12 protein-coding genes are annotated in these 18,793 nt (G+C 69.4%); 6 read left to right on the top strand and 6 right to left on the bottom strand.

From position 1 onward, the window contains the following. The first annotated feature begins 217 nt into the window (after nt 1–217). A complete protein-coding gene (locus tag MMF96_RS03470; protein WP_256882576.1) occupies nt 218–1,843 on the top strand; it encodes a molybdopterin-dependent oxidoreductase in 1,626 nt (541 codons plus the stop codon). Nucleotides 1,844–1,886: 43 nt separating this feature from the next. Here MMF96_RS03470 and MMF96_RS03465 read toward each other — a convergent pair whose 3' ends face one another. From MMF96_RS03465 to MMF96_RS03450, 4 genes are all read right to left on the bottom strand, one after another. Continuing rightward, nucleotides 1,887–2,624 (bottom strand): amino acid ABC transporter ATP-binding protein, encoded by a 738-nt coding sequence (locus tag MMF96_RS03465; RefSeq protein ID WP_176615521.1) that lies wholly within the window; start codon nt 2,622–2,624, stop codon nt 1,887–1,889. A 4-nt stretch (nt 2,625–2,628) separates the two neighbouring features. After that, on the bottom strand, nt 2,629–3,387 hold the full coding sequence (locus MMF96_RS03460; RefSeq protein WP_371130802.1) for an amino acid ABC transporter permease: 759 nt from the start codon (nt 3,385–3,387) through the stop codon (nt 2,629–2,631). An 11-nt stretch (nt 3,388–3,398) separates the two neighbouring features. Then, nucleotides 3,399–4,331 carry an ABC transporter substrate-binding protein gene (locus MMF96_RS03455; protein WP_176615539.1) on the bottom strand — a complete coding sequence of 311 codons (933 nt, stop codon included), beginning with the start codon at nt 4,329–4,331 and terminating at the stop codon, nt 3,399–3,401. Between the two features lie 319 nt (nt 4,332–4,650). Continuing rightward, the gene (locus tag MMF96_RS03450; RefSeq protein ID WP_256882575.1) at nt 4,651–5,373 is read right to left on the bottom strand and encodes a 3'-5' exonuclease; all 723 of its coding nucleotides are present in this window, start codon (nt 5,371–5,373) and stop codon (nt 4,651–4,653) included. Nucleotides 5,374–5,457: 84 nt separating this feature from the next. Here MMF96_RS03450 and MMF96_RS03445 point away from each other — a divergent pair, with 84 nt between their 5' ends. From MMF96_RS03445 to MMF96_RS03435, 3 genes are read left to right on the top strand one after another with little or no spacing between them, the layout of a single operon-like run. Continuing rightward, complete coding sequence (locus MMF96_RS03445) at nt 5,458–5,883, top strand: MGMT family protein (protein ID WP_256882574.1); 426 nt, start codon at nt 5,458–5,460, stop codon at nt 5,881–5,883. Then, complete coding sequence (locus MMF96_RS03440) at nt 5,880–9,206, top strand: ATP-dependent DNA helicase (protein WP_256882573.1); 3,327 nt, start codon at nt 5,880–5,882, stop codon at nt 9,204–9,206. Before MMF96_RS03445 ends, MMF96_RS03440 begins: the two co-directional genes overlap by 4 nt. Continuing rightward, complete coding sequence (locus MMF96_RS03435) at nt 9,203–12,697, top strand: ATP-dependent DNA helicase (protein ID WP_256882572.1); 3,495 nt, start codon at nt 9,203–9,205, stop codon at nt 12,695–12,697. The genes MMF96_RS03440 and MMF96_RS03435 overlap by 4 nt, the downstream gene beginning before the upstream one ends. 341 nt (nt 12,698–13,038) lie before the next feature. Here MMF96_RS03435 and MMF96_RS03430 read toward each other — a convergent pair whose 3' ends face one another. Beyond that, nucleotides 13,039–14,364, bottom strand: coding sequence for a macrolide 2'-phosphotransferase (locus MMF96_RS03430; protein WP_256882571.1), 1,326 nt, complete (start codon nt 14,362–14,364; stop codon nt 13,039–13,041). Nucleotides 14,365–14,507: 143 nt separating this feature from the next. Here MMF96_RS03430 and nudC point away from each other — a divergent pair, with 143 nt between their 5' ends. Then, nucleotides 14,508–15,500, top strand: coding sequence for an NAD(+) diphosphatase (gene nudC / locus MMF96_RS03425; RefSeq protein ID WP_256882570.1), 993 nt, complete (start codon nt 14,508–14,510; stop codon nt 15,498–15,500). Between the two features lie 32 nt (nt 15,501–15,532). Then, nucleotides 15,533–17,644 carry an ATP-dependent DNA helicase UvrD2 gene (locus MMF96_RS03420; RefSeq protein WP_256882580.1) on the top strand — a complete coding sequence of 704 codons (2,112 nt, stop codon included), beginning with the start codon at nt 15,533–15,535 and terminating at the stop codon, nt 17,642–17,644. On the opposite strand, the gene MMF96_RS03415 is transcribed toward MMF96_RS03420, so the two are convergent. Then, complete coding sequence (locus MMF96_RS03415; protein ID WP_176615514.1) at nt 17,605–18,705, bottom strand: TOMM precursor leader peptide-binding protein; 1,101 nt, start codon at nt 18,703–18,705, stop codon at nt 17,605–17,607. The genes MMF96_RS03420 and MMF96_RS03415 overlap by 40 nt on opposite strands. Nucleotides 18,706–18,793: the final 88 nt, after the last annotated feature.

The following is an 18,793-nucleotide window of genomic DNA, read 5'->3' as shown; positions in this document are numbered from 1 at the left end:
ACAACGCAACCCACATCGGCATCACCATCGAACCCCCCGGCGGATCCCCCCAACCCACCACCACCCCCATCCTCCTCCAAACCATCTAAACCACACCCCCCACAACAAACCCCAACCATCGACCCGGCCGGTTCCAATCCGCCGGGCTGACTGCTCCGAAGTACAGGCAGGTGCCGCCAGCCGCTGACGGCAATGTCCACGTCTTGAGGAGCCCGCCATGGGAAACCGCAACAACAGCAACGCACGTGGCCCCCGGCCCGACGGGAGTCGGGGCAGGCTGGCCGGAGGGGTGGGTGGCGTCATGAGCGCCGGGGCCTTGTTTTCCGTGGCGGAACTGTTCGCGGCGTTCTTTGGTCCGCAGGCGTCCCCCCTGACATCCGTGGGGGCCGCGTTCATCGACTTCACGCCCGCCTGGATGAAGAACTTTGCCGTCGCCACCTTCGGCACCCAGGACAAAACGGTGCTGCTGCTCTCCATGGCCGTTGCCGTCATCATCCTCTCGGCCGCAGCCGGGGTGCTGTCACGGATTCGCTTCGCGGCCGGAGGCGCCCTCGTCGCCGTGTTCGCTGCCGTCATGGCCGGGAGCATCATCACCCGCGCCGGCGCCACCGTGCCCGATCTGGTTCCGTTGCTGGCCGGCACGGTTGCGGGACTGTGGGCCCTGCGCTACCTGGCCACAGCCCATCCCTTCCGGAAGCAAGCCCCGGCCGGCGGCGGGCCTGCACACGCCGCACCACCACTGGCCGCCTCCGACCCTGCCCTTTCCGCCCCGCCCAGCCGCAGGACCTTTTTGCTGAGGTCGGCCGCAGTGGCGGGTGCCGCCGTCGTCCTCGGACTGGGCGGGGCCGCGCTTTCCGGGGCGCGCAACACCGCACTCAAGGTGCGCCAGGCACTGCGGCTTCCCGGCCCAAAAACGACGGCGCCGGCCCTGCCCGCGGATGTCCAGGCACCCGTTGCGGGCGTGACGCCATTCATCACCCCGAATGCGGACTTCTACCGGATTGACACCGCGCTGGTGGTTCCCCGCCTGGATCCGGGCCCCTGGCGGCTGCGCGTGCACGGCATGGTGGAAAACGAATTCACCATGGGCTTCGACGAACTCCTTGCCGCCGAGCTGGTGGAAAGCTACGTGACATTGACCTGTGTGTCCAATGTGGTGGGCGGCAACCTGGCCGGCAACGCCAAATGGCTCGGCTACCCGCTGCGTGAGGTCATGGCCCGTGCCAGGCCCACGGCGGGGGCGGACATGGTGCTCTCCACCAGCGCTGACGGATTCAGTGCCTCCACGCCGCTGCCGGTGCTCCAGGACCAACGGGACGCCATGCTGGCCATCGGCATGAACGGCGAACCGCTGCCGTTGGAACACGGCTTTCCAGTGCGCATGGTGGTTCCCGGCCTGTACGGCTTTGTCTCAGCGACCAAGTGGGTGGTGGATTTGGAAGTGACCACCTTCGCCAAGAAGGCCGGCTACTGGACCTCGCGGGGCTGGTCCTCGCACGGAACCATCAAGACGGCATCCCGCGTCGAGGTGCCACGCGCCTTGGCTCGCGTGCCCGCCGGCACGGTGGGCATCGGCGGCAGCGCCTGGGCACAGCGGCGCGGCATCTCCAAGGTCGAGATCCAGCTGGACAACGGGGCGTGGCGGGCGGCAACCCTGGCGGTCGGGGCCTCGGTGGACACCTGGCGCCAGTGGTCCTACCAATGGCACGGTGCGACGGAGGGCCTCCACAATGTGCGGGTGCGCGCCTACGACATGGACGGCACGCTGCAGACCGAAAAACAGGCGCCGCCGGAACCCGACGGCTCCACCGGCTGGCACTCCATCACCTTTACGGTCGTTTAGCGGCACGGTGTGGGCGGGCCCTGGGGCTGCCCACACCGCGGGTCTACAGGACGTCGGAGAGGAAGCCTTTCAGGCGCTCTGTCTTGGGTGCGCTGAACAGCTCGTCGGGGGAGCCGGTCTCCACCACCACGCCGCCGTCCATGAACGTAACGGTGTCGGAGACGTTGCGGCTGAAGCCCATCTCGTGCGTCACCACCACCATGGTCATGCCGGCCTTTGACAGGTCCGTCATGAGCGCCAGGACGCCCTTGACCAGTTCCGGGTCCAGCGCGGAGGTGGCCTCGTCAAAGAACATCACCTCAGGCTCCATGGCCAATGCACGGGCAATGGCCACGCGCTGCTGCTGGCCGCCGGACAGGTTTCCCGGGCGGGCGTCGGCCTTGTGCTTCAGGCCCACCATGTCCAGCTGCTCCAACGCCTTGGCCCTCGCCTGGTCCTTGGGCATCCGGCGCAGTTTGTTCAATGCCAGTGAAACGTTGTCCGCCACGGTCTTGTGCGGGAACAGGTTGAACTGCTGGAACACCATGCCAATGCGACGCCGGAGTTCATCCGGGCTGTCCGCCAGGACTGAGCGGCCGTCGAGCAGGATGTCCCCCTGGTCCGGTTCGATCAGGCGGTTCATGACGCGCAGCAAGGTGGACTTGCCGGACCCCGAGGGGCCAATCACGGAGGACGTGGTGCCCTGGGGGACATGCAGGTCAATCCCGCGCAGCACCTTGTTGGAGCCAAAGGCCAGGTGGATGTTCCTGGCGGTCAGGGACCCTGACTGGAATTCACTCATGGGCTCAGGCCCCCTTTCCAACTAGTGCTGCGGCTTCGTCGGGTTCGACCTTGGCGGCCTTGCCCTCACGCATCCGCTTGTCCATGAAGTTCACCAGGTGCGTCAGCGGGATGGTCAGGCACAGGTACAGCAGGCCGGCGGCGATCAAGGGTGACATGTTGCCGGAATTGGCGGCATAGTCATTGGCCACACGGTAGATCTCCCGCTGGCCTGTGGTCACGCCGAGCAGGTAGATCAGGGACGAGTCCTTGATCAGGGCGATCAACTGGTTCACCAGGGCCGGCAGCACGCGCCGGATGCCCTGCGGAATGACCACCAGGACCATGGACGAGGTGTAGCTGAACCCCAAGGCCCGTGAAGCTTCCAGCTGTCCCTTGTCAACACTCTGGATGCCCGAACGGAAAATCTCGCCGATGTAGGCCGCCGCCATCAGGGTCAGGGCAAAGATCGCCAGGGGGAACGGGCTGGTGATGCCCGTTGTCTGGCGGATGATCGGTCCAAGACCAATGCCGATGACCACGATGACCAGGATGGCCGGCAGGCCGCGGAAAATATCCGTATAGATTCGCGCGATCCACCGAGGTGCAGCGTTGCGGGATATTCCCATGACCGCCAGCACCAGCCCCAGGATGGAACCGAGCACGGCGGAGGCCGCCGCGAGGATCAGCGTGTTGGGCAGGCCGACCGTGAGCATCTGCGGGACAACGTCCCCCATGGCCTGCCAGTCGAAGAATGTTTTAAGGAACTGCTGGAATGCGTCCACTCATGGACTCCTTAGGAGAGCTTGGCGGCCTTTGAACCGGGCGTCCAGTTCTTGGGCGTCGTGCGGTCCGGGTACCACTGCTTGGTCAGCTTGGCCCATGTGCCGTCGTCGATCACGGCATCCAAGGCCGAATTCAAGGCATTGATAAGCGGCTTGTTGCTCGGGCTGACGGCGTAGGCGGTGAAGTTCTGGGTGTTGACCACGGACTCCACGATGGCGATGCCGTCGCCGGCCTTGACCTGGCCGGTGGCCTGCTGTGAGGGGGCCACCCAGGCGTCGACCTGGCCGTTCTTCAGGTTGGCGTAGGCGGTGTTGTAGTCCGAGAAGCGGACCGGGTCCAGCTTGAGCGTGTTGGTGACGTAGTCGTCCTGGACGGTGCCCTGGACCACGGCGATGCGTGTCTTGGAGCTGAGGTCCTTGAAGCCCTTGATGGCCGAGTCCTTCTTCGCGACGACGGCCATGTAGCCAAAGTCGTAGCCGTTCGTGAATCCCACGGTCTTGCGGCGCAGGTCGGTGGTGGAGATCGAGGAGGATCCGACGTCGAACTGCTTGTTGGCAACCTGGGAGAGAAGGGCGGAGAAGTCGGTGGACTTGAACTCGACCTTCAGCTTGAGCTTGGCCGCCATGGCGCGCAGCAGCTCGTTGTCGTAGCCGGTGAACTTGCCGCTCTTGTCAATGAAGATGTTCGGCGGGGCGTCGGAGAGCGTGCCAACGGTGATGGTGCCGGGGGTGATCAGGCCCAGCTTGGACGTGTCAATCTTGTCCAGGGGGGTGACGTCCTTGGTGGTGTACTTGTCCAGGGACTGCTGGTCGCTGCCGGCCAGGGCGTTCGTGGGCTTGCCGGAGCTGGTGGCACCGGTGCCGCCGCCGCACGCGGCCAGCGAGAAGGCCAGTGCTACCGCCACGGGCACGGTGGTGAGCCACTTCAGGGCTGATTTCTTCATCAAGCGTTCACTTTCATTGCAGTTGCCAGCATCGACGAAAGACGGCGGCTGGGTTTCACGGGTCGCGGGGAGCTCCTGCAGGGACTCGCACAAGTGGCATAGCAGAGCTCAACCCGCGAAACTAAATTATGTCATCCGGGGCGCATTTATGGCGTGTGCGAACAAATGCGTCATAAATGCGCCGGCGGCGGAAGAAGTGGCGGACCATCGGCCGTGATGGGCGGCACCGCCCGGTGCTGTCCGTTCCCGTGCCGCAGGATTGCCGTGCAGGCAAGGCGGCGGCGGCCGCCCACTTCCAGTGTGATTTAGGCCATGGTGCTCAGGCGGCACCGCCGGCAACGCCGCCCGACATGTTCCCGGGCAGCACGGGCCAGCCGCCCTCAATGACAGCGGCCGGGTCCTTGACCCGGCGCAGGTATTTCTGGAAGTCGGCGGCCTGATCGCGGGCCCAGACCACCTGCGCGGCGTGCAGCTCGGGCAGTTCCAGCCGCAGGGCACTGTATTTGGCGGCCAGTGCGTCGGCCAGCCGGAGCGTGGCATCGGCATCGGCTGCGGAAGTGTGGGCGTCATCGAGCGTGATGCCGTACTCCTCACACAGGGCCACCAGCGTGCGGCTGCCCTTGCGGAACCTGTCCACGTGCTTGTTGCAGATGAAGGGATCGATCACCGGTGCCGGCGTGATGGCCGCCAGGCCGTAGCGGCGTGCCTCGTTGGCCAGCACCGTGAAGTCATAGCTGGCGTTGAAGGCGATGACGGGAATGTTGTTTTGGAACAATGTGGCCAGGACGGCGCCGATCTCTGCCGTGACCTCATCCACGGGCCTGCCGTTGGCACGGGCCTGCTCCGTGCTGACGCCGTGGATGGCCGCGGCCTCCTCGGGGATCTCCACCCCCGGGTCCGCCAGCCACTCGTGGGTGTCCGCCACGGCACCGGATTCGTCCACCACCACGATGGAAGCGGTCACGATCCGGGCCTCGCGGGGGTCCTTGCCGGTTGTCTCCAAGTCAAACGCGGCCCGTGGGTGCATGTTCCAGCTAGTCATGCCCCAACGCTACCGCCTGCCCCCGACATCCAGGCCCACGCAGGCGCCGCGCCGGGCGGGGCTGTGGAGAACTACGCTTGAGCCATGCGAGCTGAGTATGTTGAAGCGGTCCTGGACGTGGTGGAACTGATCCCCGCCGGGCACGTTCTCTCCTATGGCGACATTGCCGCCCTGCTGGAACGCGGCGGCCCCCGGCAGGTGGGGGCCGTCATGTCGGCCCACGGCTCGGCCGTGCCCTGGTGGCGGGTGGTCCGGGCCGCCGGGCAGCCGCCGCTGTGCCATGAGGCCACCGCACTGGTCCACTACCGCGAGGAATCAACCCGGCTGCACGGCGAGACCCGTGGCCAACATCCCTCGTGGCGGGTGGACATGGCGGCAGCCCGCTGGAACCCGGGGAACGACGATCTTGACAGGATCGACGCCGTGGCCGCGCGGCTGCACGCCGCGGAAGGGCCGCCGTCGGACCCTGCAGGGGCAATGTCGGAGCCCCGTGATGGACTGGGGGCATGAGTTCACCCGTCCCGTCCCGTGCTCCCCGGCCCCAGCTGCCCCGCCTGACCCTCGTGGCGCCCACGGCGTCGTTGCAGGCGGCACCGGTCCTGAGTCCCGACCAGGAGCCGGTGGTGGGGCTGGGCCGGGGATCCGGACCGGTTCTCATCTGGGGCGCGCCGGGCACGGGCAAGTCCACCGTGCTGGTGGAGGCCGCCGTCAAGCGGATGGAACACGACGGCGTCGACCCCGCCGGCGCCCTCCTGCTGGCCCCGTCGCGGCTGGCTGCCGCGCGGCTGCGCAACGCCTTTAGCGCCCGCCTCACCAGGAGCCTGAGCACCTCCCCGGCACGGACCTGGTCCTCGTACGCCTTTGACCTGCTGCGCCGGGCGAAGGTGGAGGGCCGCATGCCGCACATCGAGGGACCGCCGCGGCTGATGAGCGGCCCAGAGCAGGACCTCATCATCAAGGACCTGCTGACCGGGCACCGGCTGGGGCTCGGCACGGCGCCACACTGGCCCGCCGAGCTGGCCGAGGCCCTGGACACACGCGGCTTCCGCCAGGAAATCCGCCAGCTGTTCGACCGTGTCATTGAATACGACGTCACCCCGGAGGAGCTGGCACGGCTGGGCCGGGACAACGGCAGGCCGGACTGGGTGGCCGCCGCCTCCCTCTATGCCGAATACCGGGACGTGGTGGATTGGGGCAAATCAGGCTCCTTTGACCCGGCCGGGATCATCACGGCCGCTGCCACGTTGCTAAAGAACGACGCCGAATTCCTGGCCCGGGAGCGCGCCCGCCTGCAGCTGGTCCTGGTGGACGACATCCAGGAGGCCAACCGTTCGGTGCACGAGCTCATCGCCCTGGTGGGCTGCGGCAAGGACATCCTGGTCACCGCGTCCCCGGACACCGTGGTGCAGGGCTTTCGCGGCGCCCGCCCGGACCTCGTCGGGACGCTGCGGGAATCCTTGTCCGGCCGGCAGGCGCCCGTCACCGAATTCACGCTGTCCACCTCGCACCGCATGACGCCGGAAGTGGCGGGGGCCTGGCGGTCCGTGGCGGAGCGGATCTCCCAGGCCCGCGGCGGGCAGCGGGCCCGCGTGCTGGCCTGGCCCGTCGGTTCCGGAACCGCGGACAGTTCCGGAACCGCAGACGGGCCGGCAACCGCAGCCGGCACGGCAGGCACCCGGGCCGGCGGTCCGGCGTCGAGCGTCACGGCGCACGTGGTGGCCTCCGAGGTCCACGAACTCCGGCTGGTGGCCGAACGCATCCTGCACCTGCAGCACCTGGCCGGGTTCCGCCTGGGCGAGATCGCCGTCATCGTGCGCACGGGCTCGGCGCTGGCCGGGCTGCAGCGCTACCTGGGCGGGCAGGGGATTCCCGTCAAGGTGCCCGTGGCGGAGAACCCGGTCCGCGACGAGCCGGCGGTGCGCCCGCTGCTGGAGGCATTTGGCGCGGCGCTGGACCCCGGGGTGCTGGATGCGGAGCTGGCGGTGTCGCTGCTGACCTCCCGCCTGGGCCGGTCCACCGCGCTGCACCTGCGCCGGCTCCGGCAGGCCCTGCGGCAGCAGGAGCTGGGGGCCGGCGGCGGACGCGCCAGCGATGAACTGCTGGTCGAGGCACTCATGGTCCCGGAAAAGCTGGCCCCGCTGGGCTGGGAGGCACAAAACGCGGGCCGGATCGCGGCCATGCTGGCCGCCGGCAGGGTGGCCGTGGCGGAGCCCGGCGCCAACGCCGAAACGGTGCTGTGGGCGTTGTGGGAGGCCTCGGACTGCTCGGGCACGTGGGAGGCGCAGGCGTTACGCGGAGGGCCCACCGGCATCCGTGCGGACCGCGACCTGGACGCTGTCATGGCGTTGTTCCAGACCGCCGAGCGGTACGTGGACCAGCTGCCCGGATCCACCCCGCGCCAGTTCCTGGACTACCTGCTCAGCCAGGAACTTCCCATGGACACCCTCGCGGCCAGGGCCCAGCGTGCCGACGCCGTGGAAATCCTGACCCCGGCCAGCGCGGCCGGCCGGGAGTGGCCGGTGGTGATTGTGGCCGGACTGCAGGAAGGGGTCTGGCCCAACACGCGCCTGCGCGGGGAGGTGCTGGGCAGCCAGTTCCTGGTGGATGTGCTCGAACTCGGCCCCGTGGCGGCACGGCAGGTGGACCCTGCCACGCGGCTGCGCGATGTCCGCTACGACGAACTGCGCAGCTTCGCCGCGGCCATCTCCCGGGCGTCGCGGCTGCTCGTCCTCACCGGGGCCTCCGGCCACGACCTCCAGCCCTCGCAGTTCCTGGATCTCGCGGCGCCCTACGTGCCGGTGACCGATTCCGGCGGCGAGTCCCAATACCCAGTCCGCCCCGTGGAGCAGGTGCCCCGGCCCATGACGCTGCGCTCGCTCGTGGCGGAACTGCGCCAGGAATCGGAAATGCACGCGGACCCCGAAGCGGCCCGGATGCTGGCCGCACTGGCCGCCGAATCCGTCCCCGGAGCCGGCCCGTCGCAGTGGTGGGGGCTGCTGCCGCTGAGCACGGAGGCGCCCATCGTGGCCGACGGCGACGCCGTCACCGTCTCCCCGTCGAAGGTGGAGGCCGTGCTGAAATCGCCGCTGAACTGGTTTGTCAAGGCCGCCGGGGGAGAGGCGGCCACGGACTTTGCCCGCAGCCTGGGCACGCTCATCCACTCCATCGCCGAACACCTCCCCCAAGGCGCCGGGCACGAATACCTCGAGGAACTGGAACTGCGCTGGCCCTCGCTGGGCATGGGCGAAAGCTGGGAGGCGGAGAAGGACTATGAACGCGCCCAGGAGATGCTGGGCAAGCTGGCACAGTACGTGGTCGACGCCCGCCAGCAGGGCCGCACCCTGCTCGGCGTCGAACTGGATTTTGACGTGGAAATCCCCACGGAAGGGCGCACAGTGCGCCTCCGCGGCCAGGTGGACCGGCTGGAAGCGGACGCCGCCGGCCGGCTGGTGGTGGTGGACCTGAAAACCGGACGCAACAAGCCCACGAAGGCCGAACTGGCCACCCACCTGCAGCTGGGTGCGTACCAGGCGGCCGTGCTGGCCGGTGCGTTCCGCGCGGAGGCCGCCGCGGCGGGCCTCCCGGAGCCACGGCCCGGCGGCGCCGCGCTGCTGCCGCTGGGCGACGGCACCAAGGCTGCCAAGACCCAGGACCAGCCTGCCCTTGCCCCGGGGCCGGACGACTGGGCCACCCCCGAGGTCCTGCACGCCGCCCACCTCATGGCGCAGGCGGCGTTCCCGGCCCGGCACGGCGCCGACTGGACCGAACGCAGCGGCTGCCCTCTGCCCACCCTCTGCCCGCTGTGCCGCGAAGGAAAGCAGGTCACCGAATGAGCGTTGACACGGTCCTGGAAACACTCCTGACGCCCTATGAGCTGGCCGGGCTCCTGGGCCAGTCCCCGCCCACGGAGGAACAGGCCGCCATCATCGCCTCGCCGCTGGAACCGCTGCTGGTCATTGCCGGTGCCGGCTCCGGGAAAACCACCACCATGGCGGACCGTGTGGTGTGGCTGGTGGCCAACGGGCTGGTGCGGCCGGAGGAAATCCTCGGCGTCACGTTCACGCGCAAGGCGGCCGGCGAGCTGGCCGCGCGCATCCGGGGCCAGCTCGCCAAGCTGGGCGTCCTGGCCCGTTCCGGCGTCGTGGAACTGGCGCCGGCCGCCACGGCCCGGGATGCGCTGGAACCTAAGGTCTCCACCTACCATTCCTACGCCGGGGGCATTGTCACCGACTACGGGCTGCGCCTGGGCGTGGAGCGTGACGCCATCATCCTCGGCGCCGCCGAGGCCTGGCAGCTGGCCAGCGACGTCGTCGAGGCCCACGACGGCGGCCACCGGCACTTCACGGCCGCCAAGTCCACGCTCATCCGGTCCGTGACGGAGCTGGCCGGCGAATGCGCCGAGCACCTCCGGGAGCCCGCGGACGTGCGTGCCGAACTCGACGCCTGGGTGGCCGGCTTTGAGGCCCTGCCCTACGTCGACGGGACCGCCAAGCCGCGCACCCAGGCAGCTGAACGGCTGTTGGACGTCCTGCGCACGCGCGGCACCGTGGTGGACCTGGTCCAGCGCTACACCGAGGCCAAGCGCCGCCGCAACGCCCTGGACTACGGCGACATGGTGGCCCTCGCAGCCCGCATCGCGCAGGATGTCCCGCACGCCGGCGAGATGGAACGCCAACGCTACAAGGTGGTGCTGCTGGACGAATTCCAGGACACCTCCCACGCCCAGCTCCAGCTCTTCGCCCAGCTCTTCGGCGGCGGGCACCCCGTCACGGCCGTGGGCGACCCCCACCAGTCGATCTACGGCTTCCGCGGCGCCTCCGCCGGGCAGCTGTTCCGCTTTCCGGAAATTTTCCGCAAGCACGACGGCGCCGGGGCTCCGACAGCCGAACTCACCATTGCGTGGCGCAACTCCGCACACATCCTGGCGGCCGCCAACGTCATGTCCGCCGAACTCACGGCGGCGCAGGACCGCAAGGCCAACGCCCGGCTGGCCGCAGGCCTGACCGCCGCGGAGCGCGCCGCCGCCGGGCCGCGCGTGGTCGTGTCGCCGCTGCGGGAAAAACCCAACGCCCCTGACGGGGAAGTGGTGCTGGCACGCTTTGACACGGCACTGGCGGAGGCGGAAGCCGTGGCGGCGGAAATCCTGGACCGCAAGGGCGACTTCAGCAACCGGCGCGGCGCCCAGGGGTCCATGACGGTGTCCGTGCTGTGCCGCCGGCGGGCCCAGTTCGCCACCTTCCAGTCCGTTTTTGAAGCCCACGGCATCCCGTACGAGATCGTGGGCCTGGGCGGGCTGCTGTCCACGCCGGAAATCGTGGACCTCGTGGCCACCCTGCGCGTCATTGCCGATCCGGGGCGCTCGGATGCCCTGATGCGGCTGATGGCCGGCGCCCGGTGGCGGATCGGCCCGGCGGACCTCATGGCGTTCGCCGACTGGTCGCGGTACCTGGCCCGGCGCCGTGACTGGGCGGCGAAAAACCGCCTCGCCTTTGACGCGGCGGTGATCGAGGGCGGGCAGGCTGCGGACGGGGTGCCCGGGGATGGCGGGCCGGCTGAGCCCCGTGCAGGGGACGCGGCTGCGGCGCCGGAGGAGGCGGTCGTGGCGTCCGACGCAGTCGATTCCGCCTCACTGGTGGAGGCCCTTGACTACCTCAGCGCGGACTTTTGGCCCGAATCCGTCCGGCCGCTTTCGGACGCCGCCCGGGCGCGGCTGCTGGCCCTGCGCGACGAGCTGCGCGTGCTGCGGACCTTTGTGGGCGACGACCTCAGCACGCTGTTGGGGGTGGTGGAGCGGACCATGCTGCTGGACATCGAGCTGGCGGCCAGGCCCGGCTCCAGCATCCACCACGCCCGGCGCAACCTCGATGCGTTTGCCGACGCGGCCGCATCCTTCATGCAGGCTGCCGAACGCGCGGACCTGACAGCGTTTTTGGGGTGGCTGGAAACGGCGGACTCGGAGGAAGGCGGCCTGGAAATGGCTGCCGTGGAGGCCAATCCGGACGCCGTGCAGCTGCTCACCGTGCACGCCTCCAAGGGGCTGGAATGGGACGTGGTGTTTGTGCCCGGCATGAACTCCGGGTCGTTCCCCAGCGCCAAGGCCGACCGGTGGACCACGGGTGCCAAGTCGCTGCCGTGGCCGCTGCGCGGGGACCGGGAGGACCTGCCGGCGTGGGACACGAACGTGCCGGACATGAAGGGCCTGCTGGACAATGAGAAGCTGTTCGCCGACAACGTGAAGCTGCACGCTGAGGAGGAGGAACGCCGGCTGGCCTATGTGGCGTTCACCCGGGCCCGGGACTACCTGATGTGCAGCGCCACGGTGTGGGGCAGTGCCAAGGCGCCCCTGGAACCGTCGCTGTTTTTGGCGGAACTGCTGCCGCTTGCCTCCGGCGCCGTCCAGTCCGCGAGCCTGGGACCGTGGGCCGACGACCCCAAAGAGGGCGCCGGGAACCCTGTCACCGCGGGGGAGGAGACGGCGGGCTGGCCCTACGATCCGCTGAACGGCCCCGTCATCATCGGCCGCACCGGCGTCGCGGCCCGGGCGGGGCGGCGGGAGAACGTCGAGGCATCCGCCCGGGCCGTCCTTGCCGCCGCCGCAGAGGTTCGGGATGCCGACTCCGATGCGCTGCCTGGCGCGCCGGCGTTTTTTGCCGCCAATCCGCGTTGGGGCCGGGAGACCGCCATTTTGCTCGCGCAGGAAAAGGTGGAGTCGGACCAGCTGCGGGTCGAACTGCCGCCGCATATCTCCGCCTCCCGCCTCGTGGCGCTGGGCGAGGACGCCGGGAAGGTCACGCGTGCCATGCGCCGGCCCGTGCCGGCCAAGCCCGGCATGGCCGCCCGGAGGGGCACCGCATTCCACGCCTGGATCGAGGAGTTTTTCGGCAGCACCGGCCAGCTGGACCTCGACGAGGCCCCGGGCGCGGACGCCCATGTTGACGAGGCCTACGGGCTGGCGGACATGCAGGAGACCTTCAGGAATTCCACCTGGGCCGGCCGGATCCCGGCGGAACTGGAGGTGCCCATCGAAACACGGGTGGCCGACGTCGTGGTCCGCGGACGCATCGACGCCATTTTCCGGGACGACGACGGCAGCTGGGACCTGATCGACTGGAAGACCGGAAAAGTCCCCTCCAAGGCGCAGCTGGCGGTGCGCGGTGTACAGCTGGCGGTGTACCGGCTCGCGTGGTCCCGGCTGAAGGGCGTCCCGCTGGAGCAGGTGCGGGCCGCGTTTTACTACGTGGGGCAGGACAAGCTGGTCCGGCCCGTCGACCTGGCCGGGGAGGAGGAGCTGGAGGCGATCGTCACCAACGCCTACGCGCAGTGAGGGGCCGGCCCCTCCGGTCGGGACCCCGCCGGTCGAGCCTGTCGAGACCTTGATTTCGGCAGGCCAAATCACCGTCCATTGGCCGGAAGCGCTGCAGAAAACAGTGAACCCGAGTCGCTTCTGACCTGCTGCAAGGGGCGGAACATGGAGTATGGCCGGACCTTTTCCGCTGTACTGTTTCAGCACTGTGCCAGGGTTTGCCCAGTGTTCCACCATGGATTTCTGGACTTCGAAGACGATGGCCGCATCCGGCGCGGAGGGTAAGGGCTCCGCGACCGCCACCATGCGGTGTGTCATCCCCATGCGCACACTCTACGCAGGCTCCCGGGGGAACCCCGGGATCAGCCCGCCGGGGGAGTCGTGAGCGGAATGACCTTAAGTGCCGTTGTGTCGACGTCCTCGGGGGAACCGGCAGCAGGATCGTCGTCCCCAGGATTGGCCGCTGCGCCGGCCTTCGGTTCGCCGTCGGGCGCCGGTTCGACGGCGGTCTCCGGCTCACCATCTGGCGAATCACCGGCGTCGTCCGTGGCCGCCGGTTTCGTGACGACCGGGATGGTGCCTGTGGCGTCACCGGCGTCGTCCGTGGCCGCCGGTTTCGTGACGACCGGGATGGTGCCTGTGGCGTCACCGGCGTCGTCCGTGGCCGCCGGAGTGGCGATGACCGGGATGCTTCCCGTGGCGGCCTCGTCGGCCCCGGCCATCGGGGCCGCCGTCGGGGCCACGGCCCCCGGAGCCGGCTCGGTACTGATGGGCTGGCCGCCATGTTCGTCGATGTCGGCCTTGAGCGTCGCCAGCATTTCCTGGGCATCGGCCACCATGCGGGCCGAATCCGCGGCAACGCCCTTGACCAGCCACTGGGCCAGCGCAAATTCCGCACTCAGGGCCGCCCGGCGCAGCAGGTGCGGGTCCGGGGTCTCGTGGCGCGCGGCCGTGTAGGCCTGCAGGACGGCGTCCACGAACTTGGGGTCGTTGATGGCCACGAGCCAGGCGAAGTCGTCTGCCGGGTCGCCAACCCGCAGGTCGGTCCAGCCCATGACCGCCGTCACGCGCGGGCCATCGAGCAGGATGTTGTCCTCGTGCAGGTCGCCGTGGACCACGGAGGCGTTGAAGCGCCACAGCGCCACATCCTCCATGGCATGTTCCCACCGGCGCAACAGCGACGGCGGGATCTTCCCGGTGGTGGCGGCCTGGTCCAGCTCGTTGAGCTTGCGCTGGCGGAATTCATTGGCCGAGTAGCTGGGGAGGTCGGCCCGGGTCACCAGTTCCTGCGGCAGGTCGTGGATCGCGGCAATGGCGGCGCCGATTTCCAGGGCCAGGGCCGCGCCGCCCGAGGCCAAAGCCTCCACGGATTCCGGCTTGCCGATGATGTGCGAATACACAAAGGTGATCAGCTCGCCCTGCCGGACGGTCCCGGCCACGGTGGGCAGCAGGAACGGCAGCTCGGCACGGATGGCTGGTGAGAATGCGCGTAAAACCTGGCGTTCGGTCTCCAGCCGGGCACTTGCCTCGGCATGCCGGGGGGAGCGCACCCGCCATCGCCGGTTTTCGGCGTCCACCAGCAACGCGGAGCTGAAATCGGCTGCATCGTCGGGTTCGGGCCCAAACGCCGTCACGTTCAGTCCGGGCACGGCGGCGCTGGCAATGGCGGCCAATTCGATTGCAGTCATTCGTCTCACCCCTCCACCGTAGAGCGCCAAGCTGGCAACTCAGTGTGGTTGCGGCGGCGAGTCGTAAGATGTCCTGCCACACGCTGTCCACAGATCTGCGGTGCGGAATGTAAAAACCGTGCCGGACTGCGTACGGTAGAACCATGATTCAAGCCTTGCCGACCCCCGCCGCCGTGCTCGAGAGAAACTGTGAACAGCGCAGCGAAACCGGGTACCTGGACAAGGTGCAGGGCAGCCCCGGGCACCGGATCGTGCTCTTCCGCGGCGGCCGTGCGCTCCTGGACGGCACCGGCCTCGCCTACCTGGACCCCGCGGCGGCCGGCCCCCACCTGCCGTCGGACGCGGTCACCGTCTACCTCGGCCGCACCCTTCCAGGCACCCACCCGCAGGTGCCGGACGGTACGGACCTTGTCCTGAAGGTGTTGGCGGACGACGCCGGGGACCTGCCCTGGGTGCCCCGGGGTGCCTCGTTCTCCGGGTACCGGGACGTCGGGGACACGCTGGGCGCAACGGATGCCGCCGTCTTCATCGAGGCGCAGGCCGTGGCGAACTGGCACGTGAGCCACCGGTTCTGCCCGCGCTGTGGCGCGCGCACGGTGCCGGAGCATTCCGGCTGGATGCGCCGCTGCACGGTGGACGGCTCCGAGCACTTCCCGCGGACCGACCCCGCCGCCATCGTGGCCGTGGTGGGCGGCGACGACAGGATCCTGCTGGCCAGCAATTTCGCGTGGGACGCGAACCGCTACTCCACGGTGGCCGGCTTCATTGAGGCCGGGGAAAACGCCGAGCAGGGCGCCATCCGCGAGATCGCCGAGGAGGTCGGCGTCCACCTGCACGCCACCCATTACGTCGGTTCACAGGCCTGGCCGTTCCCCCGGTCCCTCATGCTCGGCTTCCTCGCCTACACCCATGACACGGTGGCCGTGCCGGACGGAACGGAGGTCAGGGAGGCGCGCTGGTTCAGCCGCGGCGAACTGCAGGCCGCGGTGCTCAACGGCGAAGCCGTCATTTCCCGCCGGCTCTCCATTGCCCGGGCACTGATCGAGCACTGGTACGGCAGCGCCATCCTGGAGCCAGGGGAAGCACTGGACCACGAAGAAGCCGCCGGACATGCCACACCGGGCGGGCGGGCTTGAGCTACGATCCACGCCAGGCGGGCCTGCCCGTCATGGACGAACGCACCGCCGAGGAACGCATCCTGGCCGGGCTCGACGACGAACAACGGGCCGTGGCAACCACGCTGACAGGGCCGCTGTGCGTCCTGGCCGGGGCAGGCACCGGCAAGACCCGGGCCATCACGCACCGGATCGCCTACGGCGTGCACACCGGCGTCTACAACCCCAACCGCCTCCTGGCCGTCACCTTCACCGCGCGGGCCGCCGCCGAAATGCGCACCCGCCTGCGCGACCTCGGTGTCGGCACCGTGCAGGCCCGCACCTTCCACGCCGCGGCGCTGCGCCAGCTGCAGTATTTCTGGCCCCACGCCGTCGGCGGCCAGCTCCCGGGGCTGCTCGAGCACAAGGCCCAGATCATTGCCGAGGCCGCACGCAGGCTGCGCCTGCCCACGGACCGGGCCGCCATCCGCGACCTGGCCGCGGAGGTGGAATGGGCCAAGGTCTCCATGCTCACGCCGGAAACCTACATGACACGGGCCCAGGACAGGGGCGAGCCGGGCGGCTTGGACAAGCTCGCCGTCGGACGCCTCTTCCAGTCCTATGAGGACGTCAAGGCCGACCGGAACCTGATCGACTTTGAGGATGTCCTGCTCATCACGGTGGGGATCCTGCAGGAAGACGCCCGGGTGGCCGCGACAGTCCGTGAACAGTACCGGCACTTTGTGGTCGACGAATACCAGGACGTTTCCCCGCTGCAGCAGCGCATGCTTGACCTGTGGCTGGGCGGGCGTGAGGAACTGTGCGTGGTGGGCGACGCCAGCCAGACCATCTACTCCTTCACGGGGGCCACCCCGCGCCACCTGCTGGATTTTCCGGCCCGCTACCCTGCAGCCAACGTGGTGAAGCTGGTCCGCGACTACCGGTCCACCCCGCAGGTGGTGGGGCTGGCCAACGCGCTGCTGGCCAACCGGCGCAGCGGCGGGCTTACCGCCGACGCGTTGTGGTCGGCCCCGCTGGAACTGCTGGCACAGCGCCCCAACGGGCCGTCCCCGGAGTTCCTTGAATGCAGCGACGACGAGGCCGAGGCCGCCGCGGTGGCCGCCCGCATCAAGATCCTCATTGAGCACGGCACCCGGGCCAGCGAAATTGCCGTGCTGTTCCGCACGAACGGCCAGTCCGAAGCATACGAGCAGGCCCTGTCCGCGGCCGGGGTGGGCTACCAGCTGCGCGGCGGGGAGCGGTTTTTTGCCCGAAAGGAAGTCCGCGACGGCATCCTGCAGCTGCGGGCGGGCTCCCGCGCGGCCGAAGACGAGCCGCTGGGGCAGCTGGTCCGGGACATCCTGGGCAACCTGGGCTGGCAGGCGGAAGCGCCCACCAGCGGGGGAGCAGTGCGCGAGCGGTGGGAATCGCTGTCTGCGCTGGTGGCACTGGCGGACGAGCTGGCGGTTTCCCGCAGCACGCCCGAGCATGCGTTCTCGCTCGTGGACTTCGTGGCAGAACTAACGGAGCGGGCCTCGGCCCAGCACGCCCCCACGGTGCAGGGCGTGACCCTGGCGTCGCTGCACTCGGCCAAGGGGCTGGAGTGGGATGCGGTGTTCCTGGTCGGCCTGAGCGAAGGGCTGATGCCGATCTCCTTCGCCGACACCCCGGAAACCGTGGATGAGGAACGCCGGCTGCTGTACGTGGGAATCACGAGGGCCCGGGAATTTTTGAACTTCTCCTGGTCCACCGCCCGCACCCCGGGCGGGCGCGCCAACCGCCGGCCGTCGCGCTTCCTGGACGGGCTGCGGCCCAGTTCCGTCGGGGGCGCCCCCACTGGCCCGCGCCAAACCGCGGCACGCAAGCCCCGCAAGACGGCGGCCCCGTCCACCTGCCGGGTGTGCGGGAAGGTGCTGACCACCGGCGCCGAGCGCAAGATCGGCCGCTGTTCCACCTGCCCGGCCGGCTATGACGAGGCAGTATTTGAAGAGTTGAGGGCCTGGCGGCTGAAGGAGGCCACCTCGGCCGAGGTGCCGGCGTTCGTGGTGTTCACCGATGCCACGCTCATGGCCATTGCCGAGGCCGCGCCCCGGGACCTGGAGGGGCTGGCCGCCCTGCCCGGGGTGGGCCCGTCCAAGCTGGAACGCTATGGCGAGGCGGTGTTGGAAATCGTTTCCAGCGCCTGACGCTGCAGCTGGCAGCTGCACTCCGGGTGGACCGCGAATTCCTCCCTGCTCCAGCGTCCGTTGTCATGGTGGAACGTCAGGACGGCGGACCATGTGCTCGGCCTGTTGACGGCGTCGAGGAAAAGCAGCGCCTGGGCGGCAGCGGTGCCGGCGAGGGCCGTGGACAGGGCCGCGTCCTCGAGGCCCGGAGGAGGCTCCTGCCCCGGTCGTGCGGCTTCGGGACCGCTGCCCGCCGCAAGCTGCTCGCGCACCTGGAGCCATTGCGGATCACCGGCACCGCGGTGCCGTTCAACGCACTCCGCGCAGGCCGTCTCGCCCGGCAGGACCAGCGGACCCACCGTGCCGTCCTGTTCGCGGACCAGCACCAACAGGTGCGGCCTGTCGGTGGACATGAAACGGGCGGCCGTCTCCGAGCCAACGGCGTCGTGGGCCACCACCACGGCAAGGTCCAGGCAGCGCATGTCCGGGGAGCCCAGGCCGCCCGTGTGCAGGACATGCGCATGGCAGCGGGGGTCCAGTGACAGCAGGTGCCTGCGGACTGCGGCCGACCTGGGCAGCCCGATGTCGGCCAGCCTGAACGACCCCGGGCTGACATCGGCGGCGGTGACCGTCCTGTCATCTTCCAGCAGCAAGGTCCCCACGCCTGCGCTCGCCAGCACCAGCGCCAATGCCGCCCCTGTCCGGCCGAGCCCCATGACGTGCACGAGGCCGTGTTCGCGACGGTCCATGTAGTCCCGGGACTGTCCGTGGTGGAGGCCCAGCAGCGCGGAGTGCTCGGGCCGCAACCGTTCAGCCCGGAACCCCTGCATGCGCAGTTCGCCGTCACTGACCAGGATTCCGCGCAGGCTGGCACAAATTTCCGCGGCCCGTGCCGCCTCGAGCGCACAGGCCTTGGCTGCGGCCATGGCCTGGCCGTCGGGGATCCCCCTGCGCAATTCCTGGATGAAGAGCAGGTCTGCCGGTTGGAGGCCGTCGATGATGGTGCCGCCAGGCCCAACGCCGATCTGGATACTGCCCGGGCCTCTGGCAACCATGCGCAGCCCGGGGTTGATGATGGTCATGGCCGACTCCCAACGGGTACGGGGCCGGGGACCTTTCCGCCCGGGCCGTTCCTTTCGATCTTGGCACGGCCCGGCGAGGTGCGCCCGA

Origin of the sequence: Arthrobacter sp. STN4, from assembly GCF_024539665.1 — a bacterium.
Taxonomy (GTDB): Bacteria; Actinomycetota; Actinomycetes; order Actinomycetales; family Micrococcaceae; genus Specibacter.
Note: the sequence above shows the minus strand (reverse complement) of the source record. Positions and strands in the feature narration are given on the sequence as shown.

What these genes read in the sequence shown, in the direction of transcription:
- MMF96_RS03455 (WP_176615539.1), bottom strand. Translation starts at nt 4,331, where the DNA reads ATGAAGAAATCAGCCCTGAAGTGGCTCACCACCGTGCCCGTGGCGGTA.
- MMF96_RS03445 (WP_256882574.1), top strand. Translation starts at nt 5,458, where the DNA reads ATGCGAGCTGAGTATGTTGAAGCGGTCCTGGACGTGGTGGAACTGATC.
- MMF96_RS03450 (WP_256882575.1), bottom strand. Translation starts at nt 5,373, where the DNA reads ATGACTAGCTGGAACATGCACCCACGGGCCGCGTTTGACTTGGAGACA.
- MMF96_RS03470 (WP_256882576.1), top strand. Translation starts at nt 218, where the DNA reads ATGGGAAACCGCAACAACAGCAACGCACGTGGCCCCCGGCCCGACGGG.
- MMF96_RS03430 (WP_256882571.1), bottom strand. Translation starts at nt 14,364, where the DNA reads ATGACTGCAATCGAATTGGCCGCCATTGCCAGCGCCGCCGTGCCCGGA.
- nudC (WP_256882570.1), top strand. Translation starts at nt 14,508, where the DNA reads ATGATTCAAGCCTTGCCGACCCCCGCCGCCGTGCTCGAGAGAAACTGT.
- MMF96_RS03440 (WP_256882573.1), top strand. Translation starts at nt 5,880, where the DNA reads ATGAGTTCACCCGTCCCGTCCCGTGCTCCCCGGCCCCAGCTGCCCCGC.
- MMF96_RS03420 (WP_256882580.1), top strand. Translation starts at nt 15,533, where the DNA reads ATGGACGAACGCACCGCCGAGGAACGCATCCTGGCCGGGCTCGACGAC.
- MMF96_RS03415 (WP_176615514.1), bottom strand. Translation starts at nt 18,705, where the DNA reads ATGACCATCATCAACCCCGGGCTGCGCATGGTTGCCAGAGGCCCGGGC.
- MMF96_RS03465 (WP_176615521.1), bottom strand. Translation starts at nt 2,624, where the DNA reads ATGAGTGAATTCCAGTCAGGGTCCCTGACCGCCAGGAACATCCACCTG.
- MMF96_RS03435 (WP_256882572.1), top strand. Translation starts at nt 9,203, where the DNA reads ATGAGCGTTGACACGGTCCTGGAAACACTCCTGACGCCCTATGAGCTG.